Genomic DNA, 22286 nt, shown 5'->3' on the forward strand with positions numbered 1-22286 from the left:
ATGGTGTGCATCCAAGTCTCCCGGCTTCAGGTTAGCACTCATTTCAAAGGCACTTGCACCGATGCAGTCAGAAGCAAATTTGATGGATTTCCCCAGCAGGCTTTCAATTCTCCCGGAAATGTGTCTCAAAGAATACTTGTCTTCCGGCCCTTCCTTCGGTCTTCCGAGGTGGGACATCAAAACCACACTTCCGCCATTCTCCAAAATGTGTTTGATTGTCGGTAATGCTGCGCGAATCCGTGTGTCATCAGTTACTTCCAATGTTTCCTTGTTCAACGGAACATTGAAATCTACACGCACCAAAGCGCGCTTGTTTTGAAAATCGTAAGTTGCTATTGTTGCCATTAATGGAATCTTAATTTGCAGGCAAAGTTAGGTTAAAGATCGGAAATGGCAAATTCGGATTCGGACCGCTAAAAAATGAAAAAGGCGGCAGAAATCTGTCGCCTTTTTCCGGTCGATTTTGAATCAACCCCGTTTTTTATTCAGACCAAAGAACCAAATCAACAATGATCACTCCGTCTTCGTTCACCAATGCATTGGAAAGCGTTACGGTATTGGAACTTGTTCCGCTCCAGTGTCCGTTGAATGAATCAAAGGTGTAAGTTCCTGCCGGTAAATAGAACACATCAGTCGGGTAACCGTGACCATCTTCCGCCGGGTACAGGTATTCTCCTGTCGCCTGATTGTAAGCATAATATCCGTTCAAATCATTGGTAGAAGTCGGTTGTCCCTGAGCATCTACCAGGCGGATTTCTACGCTGTAAATCGTTGTAATTCCCTTGATGGATTCGATTTCAGAGAGGATGTTATCCGAAACATCAGACTGACCTGCAATGGCAGCGCGGAGTGCCGGAATCAGCGAATTCGCATCGTTGTAGCGGTTTTCAACTACCGCATCTTTGATGTCATTCGTCAGGGTGATCACATCGTCGTTCAATACAACCAATTGCGCTGTCAGCTGATTCACGGAAGTGGTCGAAAACGGAACCGTGCTTTCATTCTGAGCCAATCCTACAAAGTAGTCGATGTCGTCTGCATTGTTTTGAATGTGGTTCACCAACACAAACAAATCGTTGTAAAACACCTGCGCATCCGGTGTACCGCTGATATTTAATTCAAAAACAAGCCGGTCGATTGCATTTGAAGCGTTTTGAACGTCTTGCGGGATGTTTTCGGCGGTTTGGATCGCATTATCCAGATCCTGTTGCGCGTTGTTTTGAGCAAAAGAAGTGCTCATTCCTGTCAGCAAAAGTGCTGCTGCATAAGTAGCTAATTTTTTCATAGTGGAATTTTTTTTACCTTCCAAAAGTACTTCAACCGGCCATTTTGTTTCCGAAGAATGTGTTAAATGATGATTAAAAAAGAAAATTCATCCGGTTTCCAGTATTAACTGGCCAGTAAAAACAAGCCCATAAACAGGAGAGGAATTTCCCATAAAAACTCCAGGAACAGCAGTGTTTTCCCGGAAACCGGGATCAAAAATCCCAATACGGAAGAGCCCCAGAAAAGCAGGAGAAACGGATGAAAACCTAATTTGAAGGGAAGAGATAACGCCTGTGCTGTGATGAGAACGATCCCGAGGACTATGCTTTTAGGTACACCAAGCAGTTGTGGAATGGTATGCATAGAGGCGTCGTCTACCGGAAGATCGCGGATGTCGAAAGGAATGATCTGGATGAATGTCGTCAGCGCAATACTCAGGATAAGCCACCATGGAACGGGCTGGTGCGAGCTGATGAACGGGAAATAACAGATCAATGCCCAGGTAGCGGAAATCAGGAGGATTTTGATAAACGGAATGCTCCGGATGCCTTTGTGGATTCCGGGAAGCGGAAAAGCATAGAGTAGGACGATGAGGCCGCAGATTCCGGCAAATATCCAGTGTTTGATACTGGTGGCGAGTGTTAAAAACAAATACCCGCAGGAAAGGGAGGAAATTACGAACAAAACCTGCAGAAACCGCTTGTTTTTGAGCATCCATGCCAAACGGCGGTTGGTACTGATATGCGTTTTGAATTGATGAATTCGTAAAAAGCGGTGCAACTGGTAGGCGGCCAGGATCCCGGTGAAACCGAAGCAGGTATATTCCCAGGGACGAGCTATGTGAAAATGCATGCAAACCCCGAAAACCAGTGTCGCGAAACAAGAGGCAACCCAAAGATTTGTGTACAATATCAGTGGGAGAACCTGCTTCATGTCAACGGGAAATGAGGGTTTGAAGAACTGCTTCTACAGAAATGTCGGAAATGCAGTCACAGTCTTTTTTGGCTTTACATATAGGGCATTCCGGGTTGAAGACAAGCGTTGTGGAATGATTTCCAAGCGGTCTCCATCTTCCGGGATGAATCGGGATTCTGGGAGAAAACAAACCTACGGCTTTGACATCCAAAAATCCGGCGATGTGAAGCGGGCCGGTACTGCAGGCAACCAATCCCGAAGCATTTTTGATCAGCCAGATCAATTGGTCGATGCTCAGTTTCCCGGTCGAATCGTGGCATTTGTCGTGATCCGGAATTTTTTTCCGGAAGAGTTTTCCTTCTGCTTCCGTTCCGGTGAAAATCACATCGTAACCGTTTACGATTAATTGCTCTGCCAGGTCGAAGTATTTCTCAATTGGCCACTCGCGGGCACTTCCCTGGGATTTCGGATGCAGAATAATGTACTTTTCTGCTAAAAGTGCTTCGAAAGCCTTTGGCAATTCCTGTTTTTCAATCGTGAATTCGGAAGTATAGCGGTTTACTGCTTCAAAGGAAGGAATCTCCGGCAAACCAAAGGGTCTCATCAATTCAAAATTCAATTGAGCCTCGTGAAGCGGAGAATTTTTCCGTGTAAAATCTAAACGGATGTTACAGGTATTTAAATGAAACAAACGGTGAGAAGTCCCGATTCGGGTTGGAACCAGTGCTTTTTTAAACAGTTTTGCCAGTTCTTTCTTCGGAAAAACGTGCACAACGGCATCAATTCCGAGATTTTCAATGGCATCAACCTGCTCTTTTTTGGGAAGTGTGAATAAATCGTCCGTTTTCACGATATCATCCACCGCTGCGTAATATTTGACAATCGGAGCGGTATAGCTTCTGCAAAAAAAGGTAATCCGGCAGGATGGAAACTGTTCCTTCAGCCAGGCTGTTACGGGGAGGGTGAGTAGTACATCACCGATGCTGTCTGCACGACTGATTGCAATGTGTTTTCCGTTCCAATCTTTATTTTCCTTCACGATTCAGTCTTCTTAGTTCCTGGTATTTTAAAACGTTGGATTGTGCGCTGATTTGAGCAATCTTAAACCCTTTCCAGCCATCCAGAAACCCTAATTTAATAAAATACATGGCAATAAAACGACCCAGGGCGCTGATATATGGTTTCAGCGGCCCCACTTTTTTCCCCCGTGCGTGAAACTTCTTCGCAGTCAGCAGGGAATACTTGTCGGCACGTGCCCGGTGATCCTCGTAGGAATAGTACGAATAATGGGCAAGAACGCCTTTGAATGTCTGGAGCTCACACGCCGGGTAAACCAATTCTTCGTGCACATATTCGCCCGACCAGTAGGAACCTGCTTTGGGAAACAGACGCGGTTTCACATCGGGAAACCAGCCGCTGTGACGGATCCATTTTCCCATGTAGTTCGTCAGGCGGTTCACGCAATACGTTCCCTGAAAACCGGCTGCTTTTTCCGCTTTGATTTCTTCGTAAAGTTCGGTGCTCAATGCTTCGTCGGCATCCAGGGAAAGGATGTAATCGGAAGTGGCGAGACTGTTGAGGTAATTCTTACTGGCGGCATATCCTTCCCAGGCGCGTTGTTCAAAACGCACGGAATAGGTCGCACAAATTTCCGGAGTCCGGTCCGTTGAAAAAGCATCCAGCACAATCACTTCATCTGCCAGATCGCGGATGGATTTCAGGCAGCGTTCGATGTTTCGCTCCTCATTGAGGGTAATGATGACAACCGCAAGCGAGTTCATAGCGGATCTTATTTAACGCGCAGGCGCTGTCCGGCACGAATACGGCTTGCAGAAACACCCGGATTCAGGCGTTGCAGTTGTCCGATCGTCACTCCGTGTTTCGATGCAATGCGGGAGAACGTATCTCCGCTGCGAATGGTATAGTATTTTTTTGCAACTACCGGAGTAGGTGCAGGAGTTGGTGTTTTAACCGTATTGGCATTCTCAACGCTGTCCTTAACGGCTTCAGTATACTCTTCATTTTCAACCGTGGTGCTGACCTTGGTCTGGATTTTCAGCAGATCACCAACTACAATGCGCGCACTGGTCAGATCGTTCCAGTTCATCAGGTCCTGGATGGCCACGTTGTACTGTGCGGCAATGCTTCCGAGGCTTTCCCCCGATTTCACCTTGTGATAGGTGTAGTTGATGGTCGTGACAACCTTGGTTTTAGGAACGTCGATTTTGCTGTTTACCGGGTTAGAAACGACCAGCTGGTCGTTTTCGGCATCCACAGCCACATCGGTCGGAAGCGGATTTTTAAATCCTCCGGAACCATAAATCCGTTGTTCCAATGCATAAAGCGAATCTTCCAGGCTCACCAGCAGACCGATTTTTTCCAGCGGGCCGGTCAAACACTGTCGTGGAAGCGTAGGAGGAATGTAAGACGTTTTATACACCGGATTCAGACTCTGAATGTCTTCCACAGGCCACGAAACAATCTTTTCAATCGTTTGCATGTGTATTCCGCGATTCAAACACAAGGTGTCGAGCTGGTAATAATGAATTTTCGGTTCAACCGGAAGCAGGTTGTGCTCCGCATGATAGGTCAACAAGTAAGTCGCCGCAATGAAGTTCGGAACATACCCTTGAGTTTCCCGGGGAAGGTAAGGTCTTACTTCCCAATACGTTCTTTTTCCTCCTGAGCGGCGGATAGCCTTGTTGACATTCCCCGGGCCTGCGTTGTAAGCCGCGAGAGCCAGATTCCAGTCGCCGTAAATGTCATAGAGTTTTTTCAGGTAACGGCACGCCGCATCGGTTGCTTTCACCGGATCCATGCGTTCGTCGATATACGAATCTTCTTTTAATCCGTATTGTTTTCCGGTTGCGTACATGAACTGCCACAAACCGAGTGCTCCTGCGCGGGATTTCACTTGCGGACGCAAACCGCTTTCAATCACGGAAAGGTATTTCAATTCGAGTGGAAGCCCGTATTCAGCCAGTTTTTCTTCATACAAGTCGAAGTACAAACGCGAACGGCCCAATACGACGCGGGCAAAATTTCTACGGTTTTGAGCAAAGAATTTAATGGTCGAAAGGGAAACATTGTTACAGTCGAACCCGAAAGAAGACGTTTGATTCAGCTTTGCGAGTTGCTTGCAGTAATCTTCGTCCGTAAAAACCGGAACGGTTCCCGCTTCGTAATCCAATGCATCGATAATGGAATCGTAGTTTAAACCCTTTGCAAAGTCCGTGTAGTAAAGATTCAGACTTTGATCCACAATTCGGATGAACGCTTCTCCTGATACGGTGTCTTTTACGGGCGGTTTTTGCTTGCGTTGAGCAAATAAGGCTCCGGAATTCAAACAAATAAAAAGTAACAGAAGGATTAATCCGAATCGTTTCATAGGCAAATAAGGGTTTTAATGGTTCATGATCTGATCTGCCAATGAGAAAAGCGCTTCTTCATTGAAATCGTCAGCCATGATCTGCAGGCTCAATGGAAGTCCGTTGCTGTGCATTCCGTTTGGAATAGAAATAGCCGGATTTCCTGTCAAGTTTGCATGAACAGTAAAAATATCCTGGAGATACATCTGAATCGGGTCATTGATGGAACCGAATTCAAATGCGGTAGATGGAGTCGTTGGTAAGATCATCAGATCATACGCGCTGAAAATCTCTTTGGTTTTGTTTTTCAACACGCGTCTCACCTTCATTCCCTTCGTGTAGTATGCATCGTAATAACCGTGAGACAGTACGAAAGTACCGGCCATGATGCGTCTTTTCACTTCTTCTCCGAAACCTTCGGAACGGGAAAGGGTGTATGTTTCTTCAACACCTTTGGCTTGTGGAGACTGATAGCCGTAGTGAACACCGTCGAACCGGGAAAGATTGGAAGATGCTTCCGCAGTTGTCAAAACGTAATAGGTCGGAACGAGGTATTCCAGGTATGGAAAACTCACTCCCTCAACAGTATGTCCTTTGGAACGCAGTTCATCGATGGTTTTTTCCATCATGCTGCGTACTTCCGGGTCTACGCTTTCATTTTCAAGCGCCTCATTCAGATAAGCGATCTTCTTGGTGCCGGCAGCTGGAATCTCTGTTGAGAAACCAAGCGGTTTGGAAGAACTTGTTCCGTCTTTCGGATCTTTTCCGGCCATGATTTCCATGACCAGAACAGCATCTTCCAGGTTATTGGCAAAAGGCCCGATCTGGTCGAAAGAGGATGCATATGCGATCAATCCGTAGCGGCTCACACGACCGTAAGTCGGTTTCAGACCCACCGTTCCCGTGAAGGAAGCCGGTTGTCTGATCGAACCTCCTGTGTCGGATCCGAGCGCAACGGTACACAATCCTGCTGAAACCGCCACCGCAGAACCTCCGGAAGAACCTCCCGGAACGTGCGTCGGACGCAGGTTGTTTTTCACCGGTCCGAATGCGGAATTTTCATTGGAACTTCCCATGGCAAATTCATCGCAATTCAAACGACCGATGATCACCGCATCTTCGGCAAGCAGTCGTTCAACAACCGTAGCCGAATAGAGTGATTCAAAACCAGCCAGTATTTTGGAACTGGCACTCACGGCATGACCTTTATAGCAGATGTTATCTTTTAACCCGATAACCATTCCTGCCAGTCTGCCGGCATTTCCGGATGCACGTTTTTGATCCACTGCCTGTGCCTGACTGATGACACTTTCTGAAAAGACTTCCAAAAAGGCATTCAGATCTTTGTGTTTCTCGATCTGGTCCAGGTATGAACGTACGATACTCTCCACAGTCTTTCCTGCGGAGAGTGCAACTTTAACTTCCGAAAATGTTTTATACATGTAAAATGGATTGAACTATTTTTTCTCTTCTGTAGTTGGAGTAGAACCCTCTTCGCCTTTGCTGGCATCTTTGAATTCCTTAATTCCTTTTCCAAGACCTTTCATCAGTTCGGGAATTTTTTTACCACCAAACAATAAAAGAACCACTACGAGGATTAAAATAATTTCTGTTGCACCTAATTTCATAACTTCCTAATTTGTGGCAAAATTAAGGAAATATCGGATATGTTTTCTGTTAAAAATGCAGGGCGTCTGGTTTTGCTCCAAATTCTTAAGGTTTTTTGGCAAATGTTTTGCCCGGAAATCCGGGTGATTTGGAGGTTTTGTTTCTCCTGATCAAGTTGAAAGAGTTCAAAAGTTGAAAAGTTCCAATTGAACCTTTTTGAACTTTTGAACAGGCTAAATTGTTATTCTTCCAATCAATGGAAAACAGGCATCGTCACACTGCTTGTTTCGATTATTACCGTGCAAGAATCCGGCTGCTTATTCCCGGGTGTAAACCAGTTTTGTGCCCGTAAACAAAGCCTTTTCCAATCGTTCCCATTGCTCGAAGGTAGGTGCGAGAATCGCCACTTCCGAACCGTACCGCGTAATGGTGCTCACCTGCAGGATGGATTCAAAGAGCGGCTGATACTTCAGTTCGCTGTGGATGATCGTCATCGTACCACCTGCAAACGTGACCAGGCTCGGCTCGAAATAAGATCCTTCATGAAAATTGATCACATACTTGTTTGCACTGAGTTTTGTAAGCGTGTTCAGTGAACCTTCCCCGGCAATCATCAGCTTCGACTCAATCCCGTAATAGTAATTTTCACCTTCAAGCACGCATGGAAGTGAATCGTTGGCTTTGACTCCGAAGAGGTAATTTCCTCTGACCTGCAGTTTGGAAGATTCGCGCACCTGCTCCCGGCTGATGCTCGCAATCGCTACCGTTACGATGGAAATCCCTTTTTCATCGATCACATAAGTCGTTTGTGAATCGCTACTTTTGTATTTTCCAAAGTGAATTTTATCCGTGCTGGTCTGAGAAGCGCTTCCGAAAGGAAGCGGGTCTGAAAACTGAACGGTTTTTTGAGAAAATCCGGATAAATGAACAAAAAGGGTAAAAAGAAGAAGAACTTTTTTCATAACTTATATAAGAAAAGTGACGCTTTGATAAGAGCAAATGAAGTAATAAGCTATCAAGAGCATCTGTATTACAATTTTAAACAAAATTTATGCAAAAACGCTGGTTTATCAAACAGAGACCAACTTCTGAGACTATCCGCGATCTGGTAAACGATCTGAAAGTGAGTCCGATTATGGCTTCCCTGCTAATTCAAAGAAATCTTACATCTCTTCCGCAGATTCGTTCATTTTTTACCCCGGAATTGAGCAGTTTGCACGATCCGTTTTTGATGCTGAACATGCAGGCTGCGGTCGAACGATTGGATTTGGCGGTTCGGGAAGGACAGCGGATATTGATTTTCGGGGATTACGATGTGGACGGAACCACTTCCGTGGCATTGGTTTACAGCGTTTTGAAAGACCTCGCACCGATTGATTTCTATATTCCGGATCGCTACGAGGAAGGCTACGGTTTGTCGTATAAGGGAATTGATTATGCGTTGGATAACGATTGCAGTTTACTGATTGCGCTCGACTGCGGGATCAAAGAAGTGGATAAAGTGCGGTATGCAAAAGAAAAGGGACTGGATATTATTATTTGTGATCACCATACTCCGGGGCCTGAAATCCCGGATTGCATTGTCCTGGACCCGAAACAGGAAGCATGCACCTATCCGTTCAAGGAACTGTGCGGTTGTGGAGTAGGTTTTAAACTGTTGCAGGCCTGGTACGCGAAAACCGGTCGAAATGAAAAGGAATTGTTTGATTACCTCGACCTGACAGCGATCGCGATCGGGGCGGATATTGTTCCGGTAACGGGAGAAAACCGGGTTTTGTGCAAACATGGCATTCAGCGCATGAATGAAAATCCGCGGATCGGGGTAGCTGCTTTGGTGGAACAGGCACAGCGTTCATTTCCGCTGGATTTGTCGAACGTGGTTTTTACCATTGCGCCACGCATCAATGCGGCAGGTCGTTTGAAGAGCGGTTCCAGGGCGGTAGAGCTTTTGCTGGCAGAAACGAAACAAGAAGCGAAGAAAATTGCGGCAGAAATCGATGAATACAATTCGGAGCGCCGCATGCTGGATGCGCAGACAACCGAAGAAGCACTGGAACTGATTGCGCAGGACGAATTATTTTCAAGCCGGAAATCAACCGTGGTGTTTCAGTCCGACTGGCACAAAGGAGTCGTCGGAATTGTCGCTTCCCGACTAATTGAACATCATTACCGCCCAACGATCGTGCTCACGGAGAACAAAGGCGAAGCAACAGGTTCAGCCCGTTCCGTTCAGGGTTTCAACGTGTACGATGCGATTACTGCCTGCGGGCATTTATTGACGCAGTTCGGGGGGCACCAGCATGCTGCGGGATTGTCCCTGCCGTTGGAAAATGTTGTACCCTTTAGAGAACATTTTGATGCTTACGTGCAAAAACACATCCGTCCTTTGGATGAGCTGGACGAATTAGTCATCGATCTGGAAATTGCGCCTTCGGATTTGTTCCTGGCGGGAGAATCGGCTTTTCAGATTCCAAGACTGTATCGCATGCTGGAACAAATGGAACCGTTTGGCCCGGGAAATGACAAACCGGTCTTTTGCGTCCGGAATGTGTACGCGGATAAACAACGGATTTTGAAAGGAGCACATGTGAAATTTGACCTGGTTGATCCGGCAAGCGGCATCCGCCTGTCGGCAATCGGGTTCAGTATGGCAGATAAGGCCGATTTAATTGCCTCAGGTTGCGCCTTTGACTGCGCATTTACGCTGGAAACCAATACGTGGAACGATCAAACAACGCTTCAAATCCAGGTGCGGGATATCCGGGAAACACTTTAATGGATCATTGAAAATGTGAAAATTGAAAAGGAGGTTAAAACGATTGGATGATCTCCACAACGAAAGTGTCTTTCGGAGATTTGAAAAGCAGTTCATTGCTGAAAGCTTTCTTTTCTATGGAGTTTGATTCGAAGAGATCTCCCTGGTATTCCATCATCACCCGATCCCTGATCGGCAGGAGAAACCCTTTGGAGCCATTTGGTTTTAAAGCAATCGTTGAATAGTTGACAGACAGGTGCGGGAAGAAATTTTTGGGAGATTCCGAAATATGTATGGATTGTGGTTTGATTTCCCGTGCAATCAATTCGTTTAGAAGTGATTTATCTGACTGGTATTGAATGGAGTTTATGATGATCACTGTCAATGAACCAATCACCAACCCATGATTCAATACGGAAAGAGATGTGATTCCGTAAAAGGCGTATTGACGATAATAATCGGTCAAAAATACATACACGTAATTTATTACGATCAGACTTTGAAACAGATACGGAACCCACAAGAAGATCATCACGTCTGTTTGATAGGAATAAAGCAATCCGGAATGTAATTCGTTGATGAGGTAATAAGAATGAAGCGGATAAAGAGCCAGGATGAATACGGAAAAGAAATCATCCCAATCGTCTTTGTTTTTGGCTGCGGCTCCGAATGGAATTAAAATCAGGAGTGCCAGAGCGGAAAACAGTGCCGTCGCAGTCACCCAATTCCCACCGGAGCGCAAACCAATGAGTACGTTCCAAAATAGCAGAACAGCCAACAGGAAAATTTGAATGACAAGTGATTTGTGTAGCCGCATAAAAAACAAAAAGGCTGGAATTGATTCCAGCCCTAAAGTAATGATATTTTGTTTGAGCGAAAAGGTGATTTTCCTTCTCCATTCTCACTTTTAACTTTTCAATTATAGAGGAATGTTCCCGTGTTTTTTCTTCGGAAGCGTCTCTGATTTTTTCTCCAGGGATTTGAATGCTGCAATCAGCGTTGCGCGCGTTTCTTCCGGAAGAATAACTGCATCTACGAAACCTCTTTCAGCTGCGCGGTATGGATTTGCGAACATGTCGGCATATTCCGCTTCTTTTTCTTTCCATTTTGCGTCCTTGTCTTCTGCAGCAGCAATCTCGGATTTGAAAATGATTTCCGCAGCTCCTTTTGCACCCATTACAGCGATTTCGGCTGTCGGCCATGCGTAGTTCAAATCAGCACCGATATTCTTGGAGTTCATGACGTCGAATGCACCTCCGTATGCTTTACGGGTGATGACCGTGATTCTCGGAACGGTAGCTTCGGAGAATGCATAAAGCAATTTTGCTCCGTGCGTGATGATTCCGCGCCATTCCTGGTCTGTTCCCGGAAGGAATCCAGGTACGTCTTCCAATACCAGTAACGGAATATTGAACGAATCACAGAAACGTACGAAACGTGCTCCTTTGCGGGAAGAATCGATATCCAAAACTCCGGCCATGGATGACGGTTGGTTCGCGATGATCCCGATTGATCTGCCGTCCAGACGTGCAAAACCAACGACAATATTTGTTGCGAAATCCGGTTGTACTTCGCGGAAGGTATCGTCGTCAATCAAACAATCGATGACTTCGCGGATATCGTATGGCAGGTTGGAGTTTTCCGGAACAATGTTCTGAATGCGGTTCAGCTTTTCTTTTGCAAACAAAGCCGTACCGAATTGCGGAGCCAGTTCCATGGCATTTTGCGGCATGTATGTCAACAACTCGCGAACCTTGCGCAGACATTCTACATCGTTTGCTGCGGTGAAGTGTGTTACCCCGGATTTTTCTGCGTGAGCTTTTGCACCACCCAGGTCTTCCGAACTGACTTCTTCGTGTGTTACCGTTTTTACGACGTTAGGTCCGGTTACGAACATGTAGGAAGTGTCTTCCACCATGAAAACAAAATCCGTCAGGGCAGGAGAATAAACGGCTCCTCCGGCACAGGGTCCCATGATCACTGAAATTTGCGGAATTGCTCCGGAAGCACGTGTGTTTCGGTAGAAAATATCGGCATAACCGGCTAGGGAAACAACTCCCTCCTGGATGCGTGCACCACCGGAATCATTCAACCCGATTACAGGAGCACCGTTTTTCATCGCCAAATCCAGTACTTTGCAAATTTTCTGAGCGTGTGTTTCGGAAAGAGAACCTCCCAATACGGTGAAATCCTGTGAGAATACATACACAATTCTTCCGTGGATGGTTCCGAATCCGGTTACAACACCGTCTCCCGGGCTTTTGGTTTTTTCCAGTCCGAAAGAAGTTGCCCGGTGTTCCACAAACATCCCGATTTCCTGGAATGAGCCTTCGTCCAATAATAAAGTGATACGTTCACGTGCGCTCAATTTTCCCTGAGCATGTTGTTTATCAATGCGGGCCTGTCCTCCACCCAAATGAGCGGCTTCCCGTTTTTGAATCAGTTCAGCATTCTTTTCTTTCATGAAAAAAGGTTTGTGGAGACCAAAGATACACTTTCGGGACATAAATCAGTTTTTCGCAATAACGCAGAGAGGCATTCTCAGCGTAAAAACCCGGTTTTCAGGGTTGATTTATGTTGTAATTATATTTGATAACCAGTGGTTTAAATGGTGTTTTCAACGAAATTACTAATTTACTATAGTTCGTTGATTTATTTCGCTTCGGCTCTTGTTTTACTCATCCGGAAAATATTATCTTAGGCAAAAGAACGATCGTTTATGCGCCATTTTAATTTGTTTCTGTTAGTTGCCGCTTTTGTTGCCTTTTCTGGATGTAAAAAAGACAGCAAACGCCGCATTGAAAAATTTCACCGGCAGGAGGTAGGGTCTTCCGCTCACGATATTTTGTCGGACAAGAAGTATCAGTCAATTACCGTTGAGATTGTCTACATGACGGGTTACAAACCGACGGATGCCGCAATGAACAACCTGCAGGCAATGATCAACCAGTACTGCAACAAACCGGATGGAATTACATTTACATATCATGAAATTGCCGCGCAGGGAAAAACGTCCTATTCGATCAGTGATGTCCGGGCGATTGAAGACGACACGCGCCAGGAGTTCACGTATAAAAAAGACCTCGCAGTGTACTTTTTGTTCCTCGACGGACCTTCAAGCGAAAACCAGGGCTCGAGTATGGTCGTGGGCCAGGCTTATTACAACACTTCCATGGTGATTTATGAGAAATCGCTGCAGGATAACTCGGGCGGATTCGGCGAACCGGAATTGTACAAACTCGAAACGGTGGTGATCAACCACGAATTCGGACACATCCTCGGATTGGTCAATAACGGCTCCACAATGTATCATGCACACCAGGATTCTGCGCACGGTGCTCATTGCGATAACCAGGACTGCCTCATGTACTGGGAAGCAGAAACCGGATCCATTTTCTCCAATTTGATTGGAAACGCTCCGATTCCTGGGCTGGATGCAAATTGTATCAAGGATCTGCAGGAGAATGGAGGGAAATGACTTTTTAAGTTAAAATTGAAAAGTTAAAAGGGAGAAATTACAATTGAGAAATTAAGAGGAATGCTGAGCGGAGTCGAAGCATGATCTGAGTCTTGTAATTTGGAATTCATAATGAGTAATTATCGAGCTGATTCCTTTTCAAGAGTTGCTTTGGATGTAATAATGATTGTGCTGAGGATGCGCATTAATTGAAGAGATTCGTCATGCAGAGAGCCTCGTATTGATTCAATCCAATAAACTTGTTCCGTCGCATTCTTTTCGGGTTTAATTTCTATTTAAAATGCTAAAAAATAACCGTTTATAAAACCCTCGAATCCTTCTTTTTTAACTTCTCACTTTTCAATTTTAGCTTGATTACTGTTTATAACCATTCTAAATTAACAATCCTGACAGTTTTCTGACAATTCAGAACTTCCCGTTCCCCAATTTTGCGGATATAACGCCAGAAAGTTACCATTCGTGATTAAGGAACTGCACACAATCGCATTTACACACCGAAACCTGGAGGTTTCCAAAATCGGACGTCTGCATATGGAGCAAGATGCCGTGCAGCACCGTTTTCAAGTGGTAAAAGAACGGTTGCACATTGATGAAATCATGTTCTTGTCGACCTGTAACCGGGTTGAATTCTTTTTGGTAACCAATGAACTGGTTTCCGAAGCATTTTTACTTGATTTTTTCACAGCGCTTTACCCGGAATTCGAATCGGAGCAGGTGCATTTTTTCGCTGAAAATGCATTCGTTTATTCGAAAATGGAAGCGGTAAATCATGCACTTCGCGTGGCTGCATCCATTGATTCCCTGGTGATCGGGGAGCGTGAAATCATTACGCAGGTTCGTCAGGCTTATGAGCAATCCCGTGATTTGGGACTTTCAGGAGATACGCTCCGAATTTTGTTCCGCCACACGATTGAAACTGCCAAACGCGTTTATACCGAAACAAAAATTTCCCAAAAACCGGTTTCCGTAGTTTCCATTGCATACCAGCGTTTGGTAGGAATGGATGCTCCGAAAAATGCCCGTGTACTGGCAATCGGAGCGGGAGTTACCAATACGGCGATGCTGCGCTTTTTGAAAAAGCATGGGATGTCGGATTTTGTGATTTTCAACCGCACCCTGGAAAAAGCCGTTGCTTTAGCAGAGGAACTTGGCGGAAAAGCATACCCGCTTTCGGAACTTCAGGCATACAAAGGTGGTTTTGACATCCTGGTTTCCTGTACCGGATCGGAAGAAGTGATCATAGACGAAAACCTGTACGGGCAATTGCTCAACGGAGATACCAATCCGAAAATTACGATCGACCTGGCACTTCCGAATGATATTTCGGAGCATGTTCATACAACATTTCCTACAAGAAGTATTTCCATCGAAGTGCTTCAACGTATTTCAGACAGTCACCTGGCAGAGCGTTCACAGGAAGTGATGCACGTGGAGCAGATTCTCGAAGAAGCAAACAATGAGTTTCGCAATATCGCGAAACTGCGTGCTATTGAAATCGCAATGAGACCGGTTCCGCAGATGGTGAAAGATATCCGTGCTGCGGCATTCAATGAGATTTTCAAAAACGAATTGGATCAGCTGGATCCTTCTTCCATGGAAATCCTGGAAAAGGTAGTGGGCTACATGGAGAAAAAATACATGAGTATGCCGATGATTATGGCTAAAGAAATCATGTTTAAATCGTAATTTTACTTCATGAGAAAAATTCGTATCGGCTCACGCGGAAGTGATCTGGCACTTTGGCAGGCAAACCACGTTAAAAAACAATTGGAAGACCTTGGTGCTGAGGTAAGTATTACCATCATCAAAACGCAGGGCGACCAAATTCAGCATTTAAGTTTCGATAAACTGGAAGGAAAAGGATTCTTTACCAAGGAGATCGAGCAGGCTTTGCTGGATGAAACCATTGACCTGGCGGTACATTCTCATAAAGATCTTGAAACAAGTACACCCAAAGGATTGATCATTGCAGCCGTTTCCGAGCGGGAAAACCCGGCAGACGTGTTGCTGATTCACCCGGATGCGGTTGATTCCGGTTCATTCTGGAACCTCAAAAAAGAGGCTGTTGTGGGAACTTCTTCTGCGAGAAGAAAAGCACAGCTGGTTGCTTTCCGGCCGGATGTTGCAATCAAAGATTTGAGAGGAAATGTCCCGACCCGTCTGCAAAAATTGGTAGATGGCGAATACGATGCTATTTTACTGGCAAAGGCTGGCTTGGACCGCCTGAAGCTCGATTTGAAAGGCATGCATGAAGAGATCCTGGATCCGGAAGAATTCATTCCGGCACCGGCGCAGGGAGTTTTGGCTTTGCAGATTCGTGAAAACGACAACGAATTGTTCGATTTTATTCAACCGATGAACCACATTGATATTCAGTCGCAGATTGCATTGGAAAGAACGGTTCTGAACCGTCTTCAGGGAGGATGCCAGCTTCCGCTGGGAGCGTATTGCCCGGAAGAAGGACGATTGCTGGTTGCTTTTGCTCATGAATGGGAGCAGGGGGCTCAGTGGTTCGAGTTTGAAGGCCCGCACGACCTGGATATGGTTGATGTGGTGCTGGAGGCATTGCTGGAAGAAGAAGATGAAGATCAAGAGTATATTTCTTAGTTCGGAAAGCAACTCATCTCTTCCTTTCGTTTCTTTTTGTGAGGAAAACGGGATCTCCTTCCTCCGGAAATCATTTATTTCTTTTGAACCCGTTCCTTTCGTCTTGCCGGAAATAGGGGATGTGGTGTTTTTTTCCTCTCCGCGCTCCTTCGATTTTTTCCTTTCCGGGGGAATAAACTGGAAACCCGGCCGGGAATTGGCCTGTATCGGCGAGGAAACTAAAAAGCACATCGAAGCTGCCGGATTTTCCGTTTCCTTCGTCGGAGAAAATGCCGGAAACCCGGAAGAAGTTGCTGCTTTGTTTAATCAGTGGCTCGGAACCCGGACAGCCCTTTTTCCGCAGTCGACCAAATCCAATAAATCCATCGAAAAGGCTGTTCCACCATCGCAGCGTGTTCCCCTTCTTGTTTACCGGACGATTGAAACCCCGATCCGTTTGACGGAGGAGTTTTCTGTTTACATCTTTACAAGTCCCTCAAATTATGATAGTTTCAGCGCAATAAATGCAATTCCTGAAACAGGTATGGTGATCTCCTGGGGAGAAATGACACATCAACGAATTGTAAATCAGGGGGGTAAATCGGAATTCGTTTTAAGGACTTCGACCTATTCCGAGTTGTTGGAGATTCTGAAAAAAATTAACGGATAAAAATTAGATTTTTTTAACTAAAAGGATTAAATTTAGTTATGTTTTAGAACCAATCGCTACTAAAGTTGATTAACTTTGCAGTGTTGTTAATAGAACAACGAGTGCCAAAATTGACATGAAAAATTCAAAAAGTAATACTCACTAATTTCTATTCTATGGAATCAACTTCTAATGAAAATTATGAATTCCGCGTTTATCCTGATGAAAAGTCGCCTAAACTCTTTAAGTCCCCGATTCTCGAGGTTTTAACAAAAACAAAGCTTTGGATCATCATTGTTTTGTACAGCATTTTTGCAGCATTCTGGCTCTGGTTTTATGTGTACTATTTTCAAGGAACGGCAATTAGCCTGATCTCATTGTTCTTTCTTGGGTTTTTTACATGGACGTTGGGCGAATATGTGCTGCACCGTTTTGTTTATCACAAAATCAAAGATGCATCGTATGATACGGGAATGCAGTATGTGTTTCACGGAATCCACCATCAGTATCCGAGTGATGAGGATCGGATTATCCTTCCTCCTGTGCCTGGTTTGGCAATTGCAAGTTTGTTTCTTGTGATTTTCTACCTGATGATGGGAGGTGCTGCACTTGCTTTCGGGCCCGGATTTTTGATCGGTTACCTGGTGTATATTACCATTCACTGGATGGTGCATAGCAAACCGGCTCCTGCCCGTTTCAATTTTTGGTGGAGACATCACAACATCCACCACTACCAGCAGCACGATAAAGCGTTCGGTGTTTCTACACCGATCTGGGATATCGTATTCAGAACAATGCCGGTAAAAGGACGAAAAACCATAACAATCCTGAAAAAGTAAATACTTGTTCTGCGTTCCGAAGGGGAAATGGTCTCACGGATATATGGATTTCTTTGATATCTGAAACCGGGGATGCCTGACAAGATTTAATTAGGGAAAATACATGAGATCTTCGTGTGCTTTGTGTTCTTAGTGGGTTTGTTACCACGGGGCACATGAAGCACCCGAAGATTTTTTTTTTTGCGTGAAAATACCTCAAAAGGAGATCCTGACTTAAATATCAACCAAATTCCAGGATAAGTCTTCTTAAAAACCGGGGTTTTCTAAATTCCGGTACAAGCCAGGTAAAAAGTCATTTTTGGATGAGGATGAGGCTGTGTCTTACAGCGTCGAAATGATTATAGATCAAAATGGTGCGCGGATTTTCTGTTGTACCATTTTCAATTAAATGGCCTGCCTGCCCGTTCAGTAAACGAACAGCAAGGTAGGAGGCAAAGGCGCTCACCGTACGGTATTCCCCAACGGCTTTTTTGAAAAATACAAGCGGCATTTCAGTTCCGAAACAGGTCTGAACTTTGTCGTACCACGAATCTGTGCGGACATCTCCGTTTTTCCCCAGTAACAGGCAGTCGATATCCTCCGGTTGGAGATTTTGCTCTGCAAGAAAGGATTGCACAAAATCGGTGATTTCTTCTTCCGTAAGATTGGATGATTGGTTGAATGCACTGAATTTTGCGAGGCTGTTTTCCGGGCTGCTGCTCAGGATAAATTGTACGGAACCTTCACCGCAATACGAACCATTTGTTTGGGAGCGCAATAAATCATTATTGGAAACCAATTCTTCCTTGAAGCGGTTCCCCAGGTGGTCGATGTTGTAATTGTAATCGGAAATCTCTTCTACTGCTCCCAGCAACAGGCTTTTTGGCGTGTTCTGATGTTCATCGAAATACAAGGAAGCATCCAGCAAGGCTGATTCGAAAGCCAGTGATCCGTTGACATGTGTCATGTTGTAACCCTGATTTTCGGAAAGCAGTGCTACTTGCCCTGCAAGTGCATTCGGAGTGCTTTGCACAAAATTGGTCGGGGTGAGCGTTCCTTCATTGTATTCCACAATTTGATTGAGGAACTTGATGCAGTCTTCCAGTCCGCCGTTTGCCGTTCCGAAGATAATTCCATCCGGTTTTGCATTTCGGGCGAGGAGCGGGAGGGAAACCCCGATTCCCATACGTACGGCTTTTCCCATGCGGCGTAATTGCGCATTTGGGATTAAATCCTGGTAGGAAGGCTCCAGAGCCGTGTACATGTATTGATTCAAGACTTGCCAGTCGCCCTGCTCAAAGGAAAGGTCGTGCGTTTTCTGTGGTGAAATAGCATACAAGTCTTTTATATACATGCTGAAAAGATTAGGGAAGTGCAATTTCCACCAAAACCGAAGGAATTGGAAAGAACATGTTTGATTGCAGTTCCGGGTGTATAGTGGAGTACCGGTTTGAAGGGGAAATCCGCGATGGGTTCCTGAACTCTCAGGCTCGGGTAGATTTCCTGGTTCCGGATGGCGAGGATGCTGTAAATAGCTTCAATAACGCCTGCAGCAGCTAATGTGTGTCCTACATAGGATTTCGTGGAACTGAACGGTGGAACCGTTTCGAAAACCTTTGAAAACGCAACCGATTCCGTTAGATCATTATTGGGAGTACCGGTTCCGTGTGCATTGATGTAATCGATTTCCGAAGGAGTAAGTGCTGCACGCTTCAAGGCTAGTTCCATGGCCATTCGCGGCCCGCGGGCATCATCTGAGGTCGCAGACGGGTGGAAGGCATCATTGCAGATTCCGAATCCGGCAAATCCGGCCTGGATTTTCCCCGGATCTGTGACGTCTTCTTTTCGTTCCAGTACTACATATGCAGCTGCTTCACCTAAACTGAGTCCTTCCCGGTTCGTGTCAAACGGTTTGCAGGGTTCTTCGCTGAGAATACGGAGCGAGTTGAATCCATTGACGGTAAATTTCGCCAAACAGTCGCTTCCGCCGGCAATGACGCGGTCTGCTTTCCCTGTTTCGAGTAAGCGTGCTCCTAAAGCAATGGCATTGGCGGAAGAAGAACAGGCCGTGTTAATCACGTCTGTGATTCCCTTCATGTTGTATAAACGAACGATCTGCAACGCGTGATCCGAACCCTCGTAGTTTTTCACATACTCGGAGGGAGTTCCCTGAAGGTTGGCGTCGCTGTACAGATCATCGGTGTAGCACATACCGCCAACCGTACTGGAGCTGATAAATGCCGTTCTGCCCGAAGCAATTTCTTCCGGGCTTAACCCGGCATGTGCAACAGCTTCGCGGAATGCTTTTACTGCAATCAGTGTGGTGCGGGTATAGCCCTTTCCTTTCTCCAATCCCAATTCTGTGAGCAGTTCTTCGTCACTTTGGTCTATTTCTCCGAAAACAAGCGATTCGGCATACTGGGATTTGAAATGCTTTGCCTTTTTGATTCCTGAGTTTTCTTGTTGCAGGGAACGGAGGTTCTCAGCAATTGTTAAACCAATTGACGTGATTGCACCCATTCCTGTTACAACAATTTCACTCATAGCGTTATTTTGTGCGGTTCGCGATGATGTAATCTACGATGGTATTTACATCGATCAAAATTTGCCTTCCTTCGGTCGGGTTCTTGATTTTGATTCCGTATTCGCGGTCCAGCAACACAATTAATTCAACGGAGTCAATGGAATCCAAACCGAGGTCACCACCGAATAATACTTCGTCGTTTTTAATATCTGCAGGAGTTAAATCCAATAAATTCAAATACTTGATCAGGTGTTCTTTGAACTCCACGATCAATTCTTCTCTGTTTGTAGTCATACTTTAAATATAGTTTTGAATTCTCAACCGAATGAATATCAGCAGTTGACAAATTACAGTAAACAAAAATAAGAAAGATATAGTTCCCATTAATTCACTCCACGCACCATTTTTCAGGAAAAGGGTGTAATAACCTTCCAGACACCACTTCAATGGCGAGATATTTCCGATGGTTTGCATGTAGTCCGGCATGATGAAATTCGGAACCCAGATTCCACCGATTGCCGCAAAAATAATGATCGAAATAGCTCCGAAACCGTTTGCCTGTTCTTGTGTTTTGGCATACGTTCCAACTAAAACAGCATAGGAAATGGCAGAAACGGCGGAAAGCAGGGTTACGACCAGGAATGGTAAAAATGCGTTCGGCATGGCCAGTTGCGGCAGCCCGATATGTGGGAAAATGTAAATTCCCATCAGGAATAGCAGTAAGAGTTGGGATAGTGCAACAAACAGGTATACCAGGAATTTGGAAACCAACGTGAGTGCAAATGCGGTCGGAATAGTCTGTAAACGCAGGAAACTTCCGGAAAGCCGTTCTTTTACAATGTTTCCTCCCAGGGAAATAACCATGAAGAACATGGCAAAGATAGACCAGGCCGGAACGTTGTGCTGGCTCGAATTCGGGATTAACTCCGCAACCGTGCTCAAACTGGCATTGGCCGTTTTTAGTTTCGTTTCGCGGTTAATAATGGCTTGACGGATATTTGCGGGAATGGAATCGTAGCCCATTTCCTGGAATAACTTGGAAACCATTTCTTCGTTCTCGATCCCATTCGTAATTGCCTGGATTCCGTTCAAAACTGAGATCCGGAAATTTTCCTGAACCACCGGATCAAAGTAAATGGCGATTTCCTGCTTTTTGGGACTCACTTTCGGCGCTTTTTCGATGACGCCCATCTGTTCCAGCATCAGCTTGGAAATGTTGTCTGCATTATCGCCCAGCCGTTCGCTGAAATTTGCCGGAATGTAAATCCCGAGCATGGCATCTTCATCGATGGTGCGTCGCTTGACGGACGCTTCCACCAGGGAATTGTTGCGTTTGATGTCAAAACTCCCCGAATGAACCAGCGCTTTGACCAGCGAATCACCCAAAGAACCTTTGTCCTGGTTCGAAATGAGAACGGTCAGCTTGTTTTCATTCACGATCTGGAATGCACTGTTTTGTACGATCGTAATGATGAAAACCAGCAATAACGGCATGAGATACATCAAGAGCAGCCCCACTTTATCGTGAAGTACCAGCAAAATCTCTTTCCATACGGATGCGCTCAGTTTTCTCATTAGTCGCGTAAAACGGTTCCCGTCAGTTTGAGGATTAAATCTTCCAGGTTTGTCACCTGATGTGTTGCAAGCAGGTTTGCCAGCGTGTTGCAGGCAATCATTTTCCCGTGATCAATCAGGATAATCTGGTTGCAGAACTCTTCCGCCTCCTTCAAATGGTGCGAAGTATAAATGATCGTTGTTCCCTGCCGGTTGAGTTCCTGCAGCAGGTTCATGATGGCAATTTTACTTTGAACGTCCACTCCAACGGTTGGTTCGTCGAGGAATAAGATCACCGGGTCATGAAGCAGTGAAATGATGAGGTTTAAACGTCTCTTCATTCCACCGGAAAACGTAGATACTTTGCTGTTTTTCACATGCGAAAGCCCTACTTTTTGCAATAAGTCATCTATTTTTTGAGCTAAATCAGCTCGTTTGATGTCGTATAAACTTCCGAAGTATTCCAGGTTTTGATTGGCGGTGAGTTCCGGGAAAAAGGAAAAGTCCTGAGGCACAAAACCGAGTTTGCTCCGGATTTCGCGCGGACTTTTCTCACCGTCCAGGTAATAAGTAACCGAACCCAAAGTAGGATCAAGAATACTGCAGAGAATCGAAATGAGGGTTGTTTTGCCTGCCCCGTTCGGCCCGAAGATTCCTACGATTTCACCGCGTGCGATGGTAAAGTCCACTCCGTCCAAACTGGGAGTAGTGCTTTTATGGTAGGACTTGTAAACCTTTGAAACATGCAAAAGCGTCTCCTGCATT

Annotated in this window: 22 protein-coding genes; 6 read left to right on the forward strand and 16 right to left on the reverse strand. The window is 45.4% G+C overall.

What is annotated here, in order from left to right; genetic code table 11:
- The 9 genes from pgk to ABDV94_RS18600 form a co-directional block, all read right to left on the reverse strand.
- The coding region (gene pgk, locus ABDV94_RS18560) for a phosphoglycerate kinase (RefSeq protein ID WP_343748718.1) at nt 1–345 on the reverse strand (345 nt) is incomplete at its 3' end.
- Nucleotides 346–481: 136 nt separating this feature from the next.
- Complete coding sequence (locus ABDV94_RS18565) at nt 482–1285, reverse strand: hypothetical protein (protein WP_343748719.1); 804 nt, start codon at nt 1283–1285, stop codon at nt 482–484.
- A 104-nt stretch (nt 1286–1389) separates the two neighbouring features.
- Nucleotides 1390–2118 carry a hypothetical protein gene (locus ABDV94_RS18570; protein WP_343748720.1) on the reverse strand — a complete coding sequence of 243 codons (729 nt, stop codon included), beginning with the start codon at nt 2116–2118 and terminating at the stop codon, nt 1390–1392.
- A gap of 82 nt (nt 2119–2200) precedes the next feature.
- Nucleotides 2201–3220, reverse strand: coding sequence for a glycosyltransferase family 9 protein (locus tag ABDV94_RS18575; RefSeq protein ID WP_343748721.1), 1020 nt, complete (start codon nt 3218–3220; stop codon nt 2201–2203).
- On the reverse strand, nt 3207–3962 hold the full coding sequence (locus ABDV94_RS18580; RefSeq protein ID WP_343748722.1) for a glycosyltransferase family 2 protein: 756 nt from the start codon (nt 3960–3962) through the stop codon (nt 3207–3209). Before ABDV94_RS18580 ends, ABDV94_RS18575 begins: the two co-directional genes overlap by 14 nt.
- 8 nt (nt 3963–3970) lie before the next feature.
- Nucleotides 3971–5569: a LysM peptidoglycan-binding domain-containing protein gene (locus tag ABDV94_RS18585; protein WP_343748723.1), complete on the reverse strand. Its 1599-nt coding sequence runs from the start codon at nt 5567–5569 to the stop codon at nt 3971–3973.
- A gap of 15 nt (nt 5570–5584) precedes the next feature.
- On the reverse strand, nt 5585–6991 hold the full coding sequence (gene gatA, locus ABDV94_RS18590) for an Asp-tRNA(Asn)/Glu-tRNA(Gln) amidotransferase subunit GatA (protein ID WP_343748724.1): 1407 nt from the start codon (nt 6989–6991) through the stop codon (nt 5585–5587).
- Between the two features lie 15 nt (nt 6992–7006).
- Nucleotides 7007–7177, reverse strand: a complete 171-nt coding sequence (gene tatA, locus ABDV94_RS18595; RefSeq protein WP_343748725.1) for a twin-arginine translocase TatA/TatE family subunit — start codon at nt 7175–7177, stop codon at nt 7007–7009.
- 297 nt (nt 7178–7474) lie between these two features.
- Complete coding sequence (locus ABDV94_RS18600; RefSeq protein ID WP_343748726.1) at nt 7475–8119, reverse strand: hypothetical protein; 645 nt, start codon at nt 8117–8119, stop codon at nt 7475–7477.
- A gap of 89 nt (nt 8120–8208) precedes the next feature.
- On the opposite strand from ABDV94_RS18600, the gene recJ reads away from it, so the two are divergent.
- Nucleotides 8209–9933 (forward strand): single-stranded-DNA-specific exonuclease RecJ, encoded by a 1725-nt coding sequence (gene recJ / locus ABDV94_RS18605; protein WP_343748727.1) that lies wholly within the window; start codon nt 8209–8211, stop codon nt 9931–9933.
- 34 nt (nt 9934–9967) lie between these two features.
- Here the strand turns inward: recJ and ABDV94_RS18610 are convergent, their stop codons facing one another.
- Both ABDV94_RS18610 and ABDV94_RS18615 read right to left on the reverse strand, forming a co-directional pair.
- Complete coding sequence (locus ABDV94_RS18610; protein WP_343748728.1) at nt 9968–10690, reverse strand: hypothetical protein; 723 nt, start codon at nt 10688–10690, stop codon at nt 9968–9970.
- Between the two features lie 141 nt (nt 10691–10831).
- On the reverse strand, nt 10832–12376 hold the full coding sequence (locus ABDV94_RS18615; protein WP_343748729.1) for an acyl-CoA carboxylase subunit beta: 1545 nt from the start codon (nt 12374–12376) through the stop codon (nt 10832–10834).
- A 255-nt stretch (nt 12377–12631) separates the two neighbouring features.
- Here ABDV94_RS18615 and ABDV94_RS18620 point away from each other — a divergent pair, with 255 nt between their 5' ends.
- The 5 genes from ABDV94_RS18620 (at nt 12632) to ABDV94_RS18640 (ending at nt 17464) form a co-directional block, all read left to right on the forward strand.
- Entirely contained in the window at nt 12632–13390 is a 759-nt protein-coding gene (locus ABDV94_RS18620; RefSeq protein ID WP_343748730.1) for a membrane metalloprotease, read from the forward strand.
- 459 nt (nt 13391–13849) lie between these two features.
- Entirely contained in the window at nt 13850–15076 is a 1227-nt protein-coding gene (hemA, locus tag ABDV94_RS18625; protein ID WP_343748731.1) for a glutamyl-tRNA reductase, read from the forward strand.
- Between the two features lie 9 nt (nt 15077–15085).
- On the forward strand, nt 15086–15997 hold the full coding sequence (gene hemC / locus ABDV94_RS18630; protein ID WP_343748732.1) for a hydroxymethylbilane synthase: 912 nt from the start codon (nt 15086–15088) through the stop codon (nt 15995–15997).
- Complete coding sequence (locus ABDV94_RS18635) at nt 15972–16646, forward strand: uroporphyrinogen-III synthase (RefSeq protein ID WP_343748733.1); 675 nt, start codon at nt 15972–15974, stop codon at nt 16644–16646. The genes hemC and ABDV94_RS18635 overlap by 26 nt, the downstream gene beginning before the upstream one ends.
- Before the next feature lie 155 nt (nt 16647–16801).
- Complete coding sequence (locus tag ABDV94_RS18640; protein WP_343748734.1) at nt 16802–17464, forward strand: sterol desaturase family protein; 663 nt, start codon at nt 16802–16804, stop codon at nt 17462–17464.
- A 292-nt stretch (nt 17465–17756) separates the two neighbouring features.
- Here the strand turns inward: ABDV94_RS18640 and ABDV94_RS18645 are convergent, their stop codons facing one another.
- Genes ABDV94_RS18645 through ABDV94_RS18665 form a run of 5 tightly spaced genes read right to left on the reverse strand, consistent with a single transcriptional unit; the run spans nt 17757 to nt 22285 of the window.
- Nucleotides 17757–18797 carry a beta-ketoacyl synthase chain length factor gene (locus ABDV94_RS18645; RefSeq protein WP_343748735.1) on the reverse strand — a complete coding sequence of 347 codons (1041 nt, stop codon included), beginning with the start codon at nt 18795–18797 and terminating at the stop codon, nt 17757–17759.
- Complete coding sequence (locus ABDV94_RS18650; protein WP_343748736.1) at nt 18788–19987, reverse strand: beta-ketoacyl-[acyl-carrier-protein] synthase family protein; 1200 nt, start codon at nt 19985–19987, stop codon at nt 18788–18790. The genes ABDV94_RS18645 and ABDV94_RS18650 overlap by 10 nt, the downstream gene beginning before the upstream one ends.
- Nucleotides 19988–19991: 4 nt before the next feature.
- On the reverse strand, nt 19992–20261 hold the full coding sequence (locus tag ABDV94_RS18655) for a phosphopantetheine-binding protein (protein WP_343748737.1): 270 nt from the start codon (nt 20259–20261) through the stop codon (nt 19992–19994).
- A gap of 3 nt (nt 20262–20264) precedes the next feature.
- A complete protein-coding gene (locus tag ABDV94_RS18660; RefSeq protein WP_343748738.1) occupies nt 20265–21542 on the reverse strand; it encodes an ABC transporter permease in 1278 nt (425 codons plus the stop codon).
- A complete protein-coding gene (locus ABDV94_RS18665) occupies nt 21542–22285 on the reverse strand; it encodes an ABC transporter ATP-binding protein (RefSeq protein WP_343748739.1) in 744 nt (247 codons plus the stop codon). Before ABDV94_RS18665 ends, ABDV94_RS18660 begins: the two co-directional genes overlap by 1 nt.
- Nucleotide 22286 lies beyond the last annotated feature (1 nt).

Origin of the sequence: Fluviicola sp., from assembly GCF_039596355.1 — a bacterium.
GTDB lineage: Bacteria > Bacteroidota > Bacteroidia > Flavobacteriales_D > Crocinitomicaceae > Fluviicola.

What these genes read in the sequence shown, in the direction of transcription:
- ABDV94_RS18565 (WP_343748719.1), bottom strand. Translation starts at nt 1,285, where the DNA reads ATGAAAAAATTAGCTACTTATGCAGCAGCACTTTTGCTGACAGGAATG.
- ABDV94_RS18570 (WP_343748720.1), bottom strand. Translation starts at nt 2,118, where the DNA reads ATGCATTTTCACATAGCTCGTCCCTGGGAATATACCTGCTTCGGTTTC.
- ABDV94_RS18580 (WP_343748722.1), bottom strand. Translation starts at nt 3,962, where the DNA reads ATGAACTCGCTTGCGGTTGTCATCATTACCCTCAATGAGGAGCGAAAC.
- ABDV94_RS18585 (WP_343748723.1), bottom strand. Translation starts at nt 5,569, where the DNA reads ATGAAACGATTCGGATTAATCCTTCTGTTACTTTTTATTTGTTTGAAT.
- gatA (WP_343748724.1), bottom strand. Translation starts at nt 6,991, where the DNA reads ATGTATAAAACATTTTCGGAAGTTAAAGTTGCACTCTCCGCAGGAAAG.
- tatA (WP_343748725.1), bottom strand. Translation starts at nt 7,177, where the DNA reads ATGAAATTAGGTGCAACAGAAATTATTTTAATCCTCGTAGTGGTTCTT.
- ABDV94_RS18600 (WP_343748726.1), bottom strand. Translation starts at nt 8,119, where the DNA reads ATGAAAAAAGTTCTTCTTCTTTTTACCCTTTTTGTTCATTTATCCGGA.
- recJ (WP_343748727.1), top strand. Translation starts at nt 8,209, where the DNA reads ATGCAAAAACGCTGGTTTATCAAACAGAGACCAACTTCTGAGACTATC.
- ABDV94_RS18615 (WP_343748729.1), bottom strand. Translation starts at nt 12,376, where the DNA reads ATGAAAGAAAAGAATGCTGAACTGATTCAAAAACGGGAAGCCGCTCAT.
- ABDV94_RS18620 (WP_343748730.1), top strand. Translation starts at nt 12,632, where the DNA reads ATGCGCCATTTTAATTTGTTTCTGTTAGTTGCCGCTTTTGTTGCCTTT.
- hemC (WP_343748732.1), top strand. Translation starts at nt 15,086, where the DNA reads ATGAGAAAAATTCGTATCGGCTCACGCGGAAGTGATCTGGCACTTTGG.
- ABDV94_RS18635 (WP_343748733.1), top strand. Translation starts at nt 15,972, where the DNA reads ATGAAGATCAAGAGTATATTTCTTAGTTCGGAAAGCAACTCATCTCTT.
- ABDV94_RS18640 (WP_343748734.1), top strand. Translation starts at nt 16,802, where the DNA reads ATGGAATCAACTTCTAATGAAAATTATGAATTCCGCGTTTATCCTGAT.
- ABDV94_RS18645 (WP_343748735.1), bottom strand. Translation starts at nt 18,797, where the DNA reads ATGTATATAAAAGACTTGTATGCTATTTCACCACAGAAAACGCACGAC.
- ABDV94_RS18650 (WP_343748736.1), bottom strand. Translation starts at nt 19,987, where the DNA reads ATGAGTGAAATTGTTGTAACAGGAATGGGTGCAATCACGTCAATTGGT.
- ABDV94_RS18655 (WP_343748737.1), bottom strand. Translation starts at nt 20,261, where the DNA reads ATGACTACAAACAGAGAAGAATTGATCGTGGAGTTCAAAGAACACCTG.
- ABDV94_RS18660 (WP_343748738.1), bottom strand. Translation starts at nt 21,542, where the DNA reads ATGAGAAAACTGAGCGCATCCGTATGGAAAGAGATTTTGCTGGTACTT.
- ABDV94_RS18665 (WP_343748739.1), bottom strand. Translation starts at nt 22,285, where the DNA reads ATGCAGGAGACGCTTTTGCATGTTTCAAAGGTTTACAAGTCCTACCAT.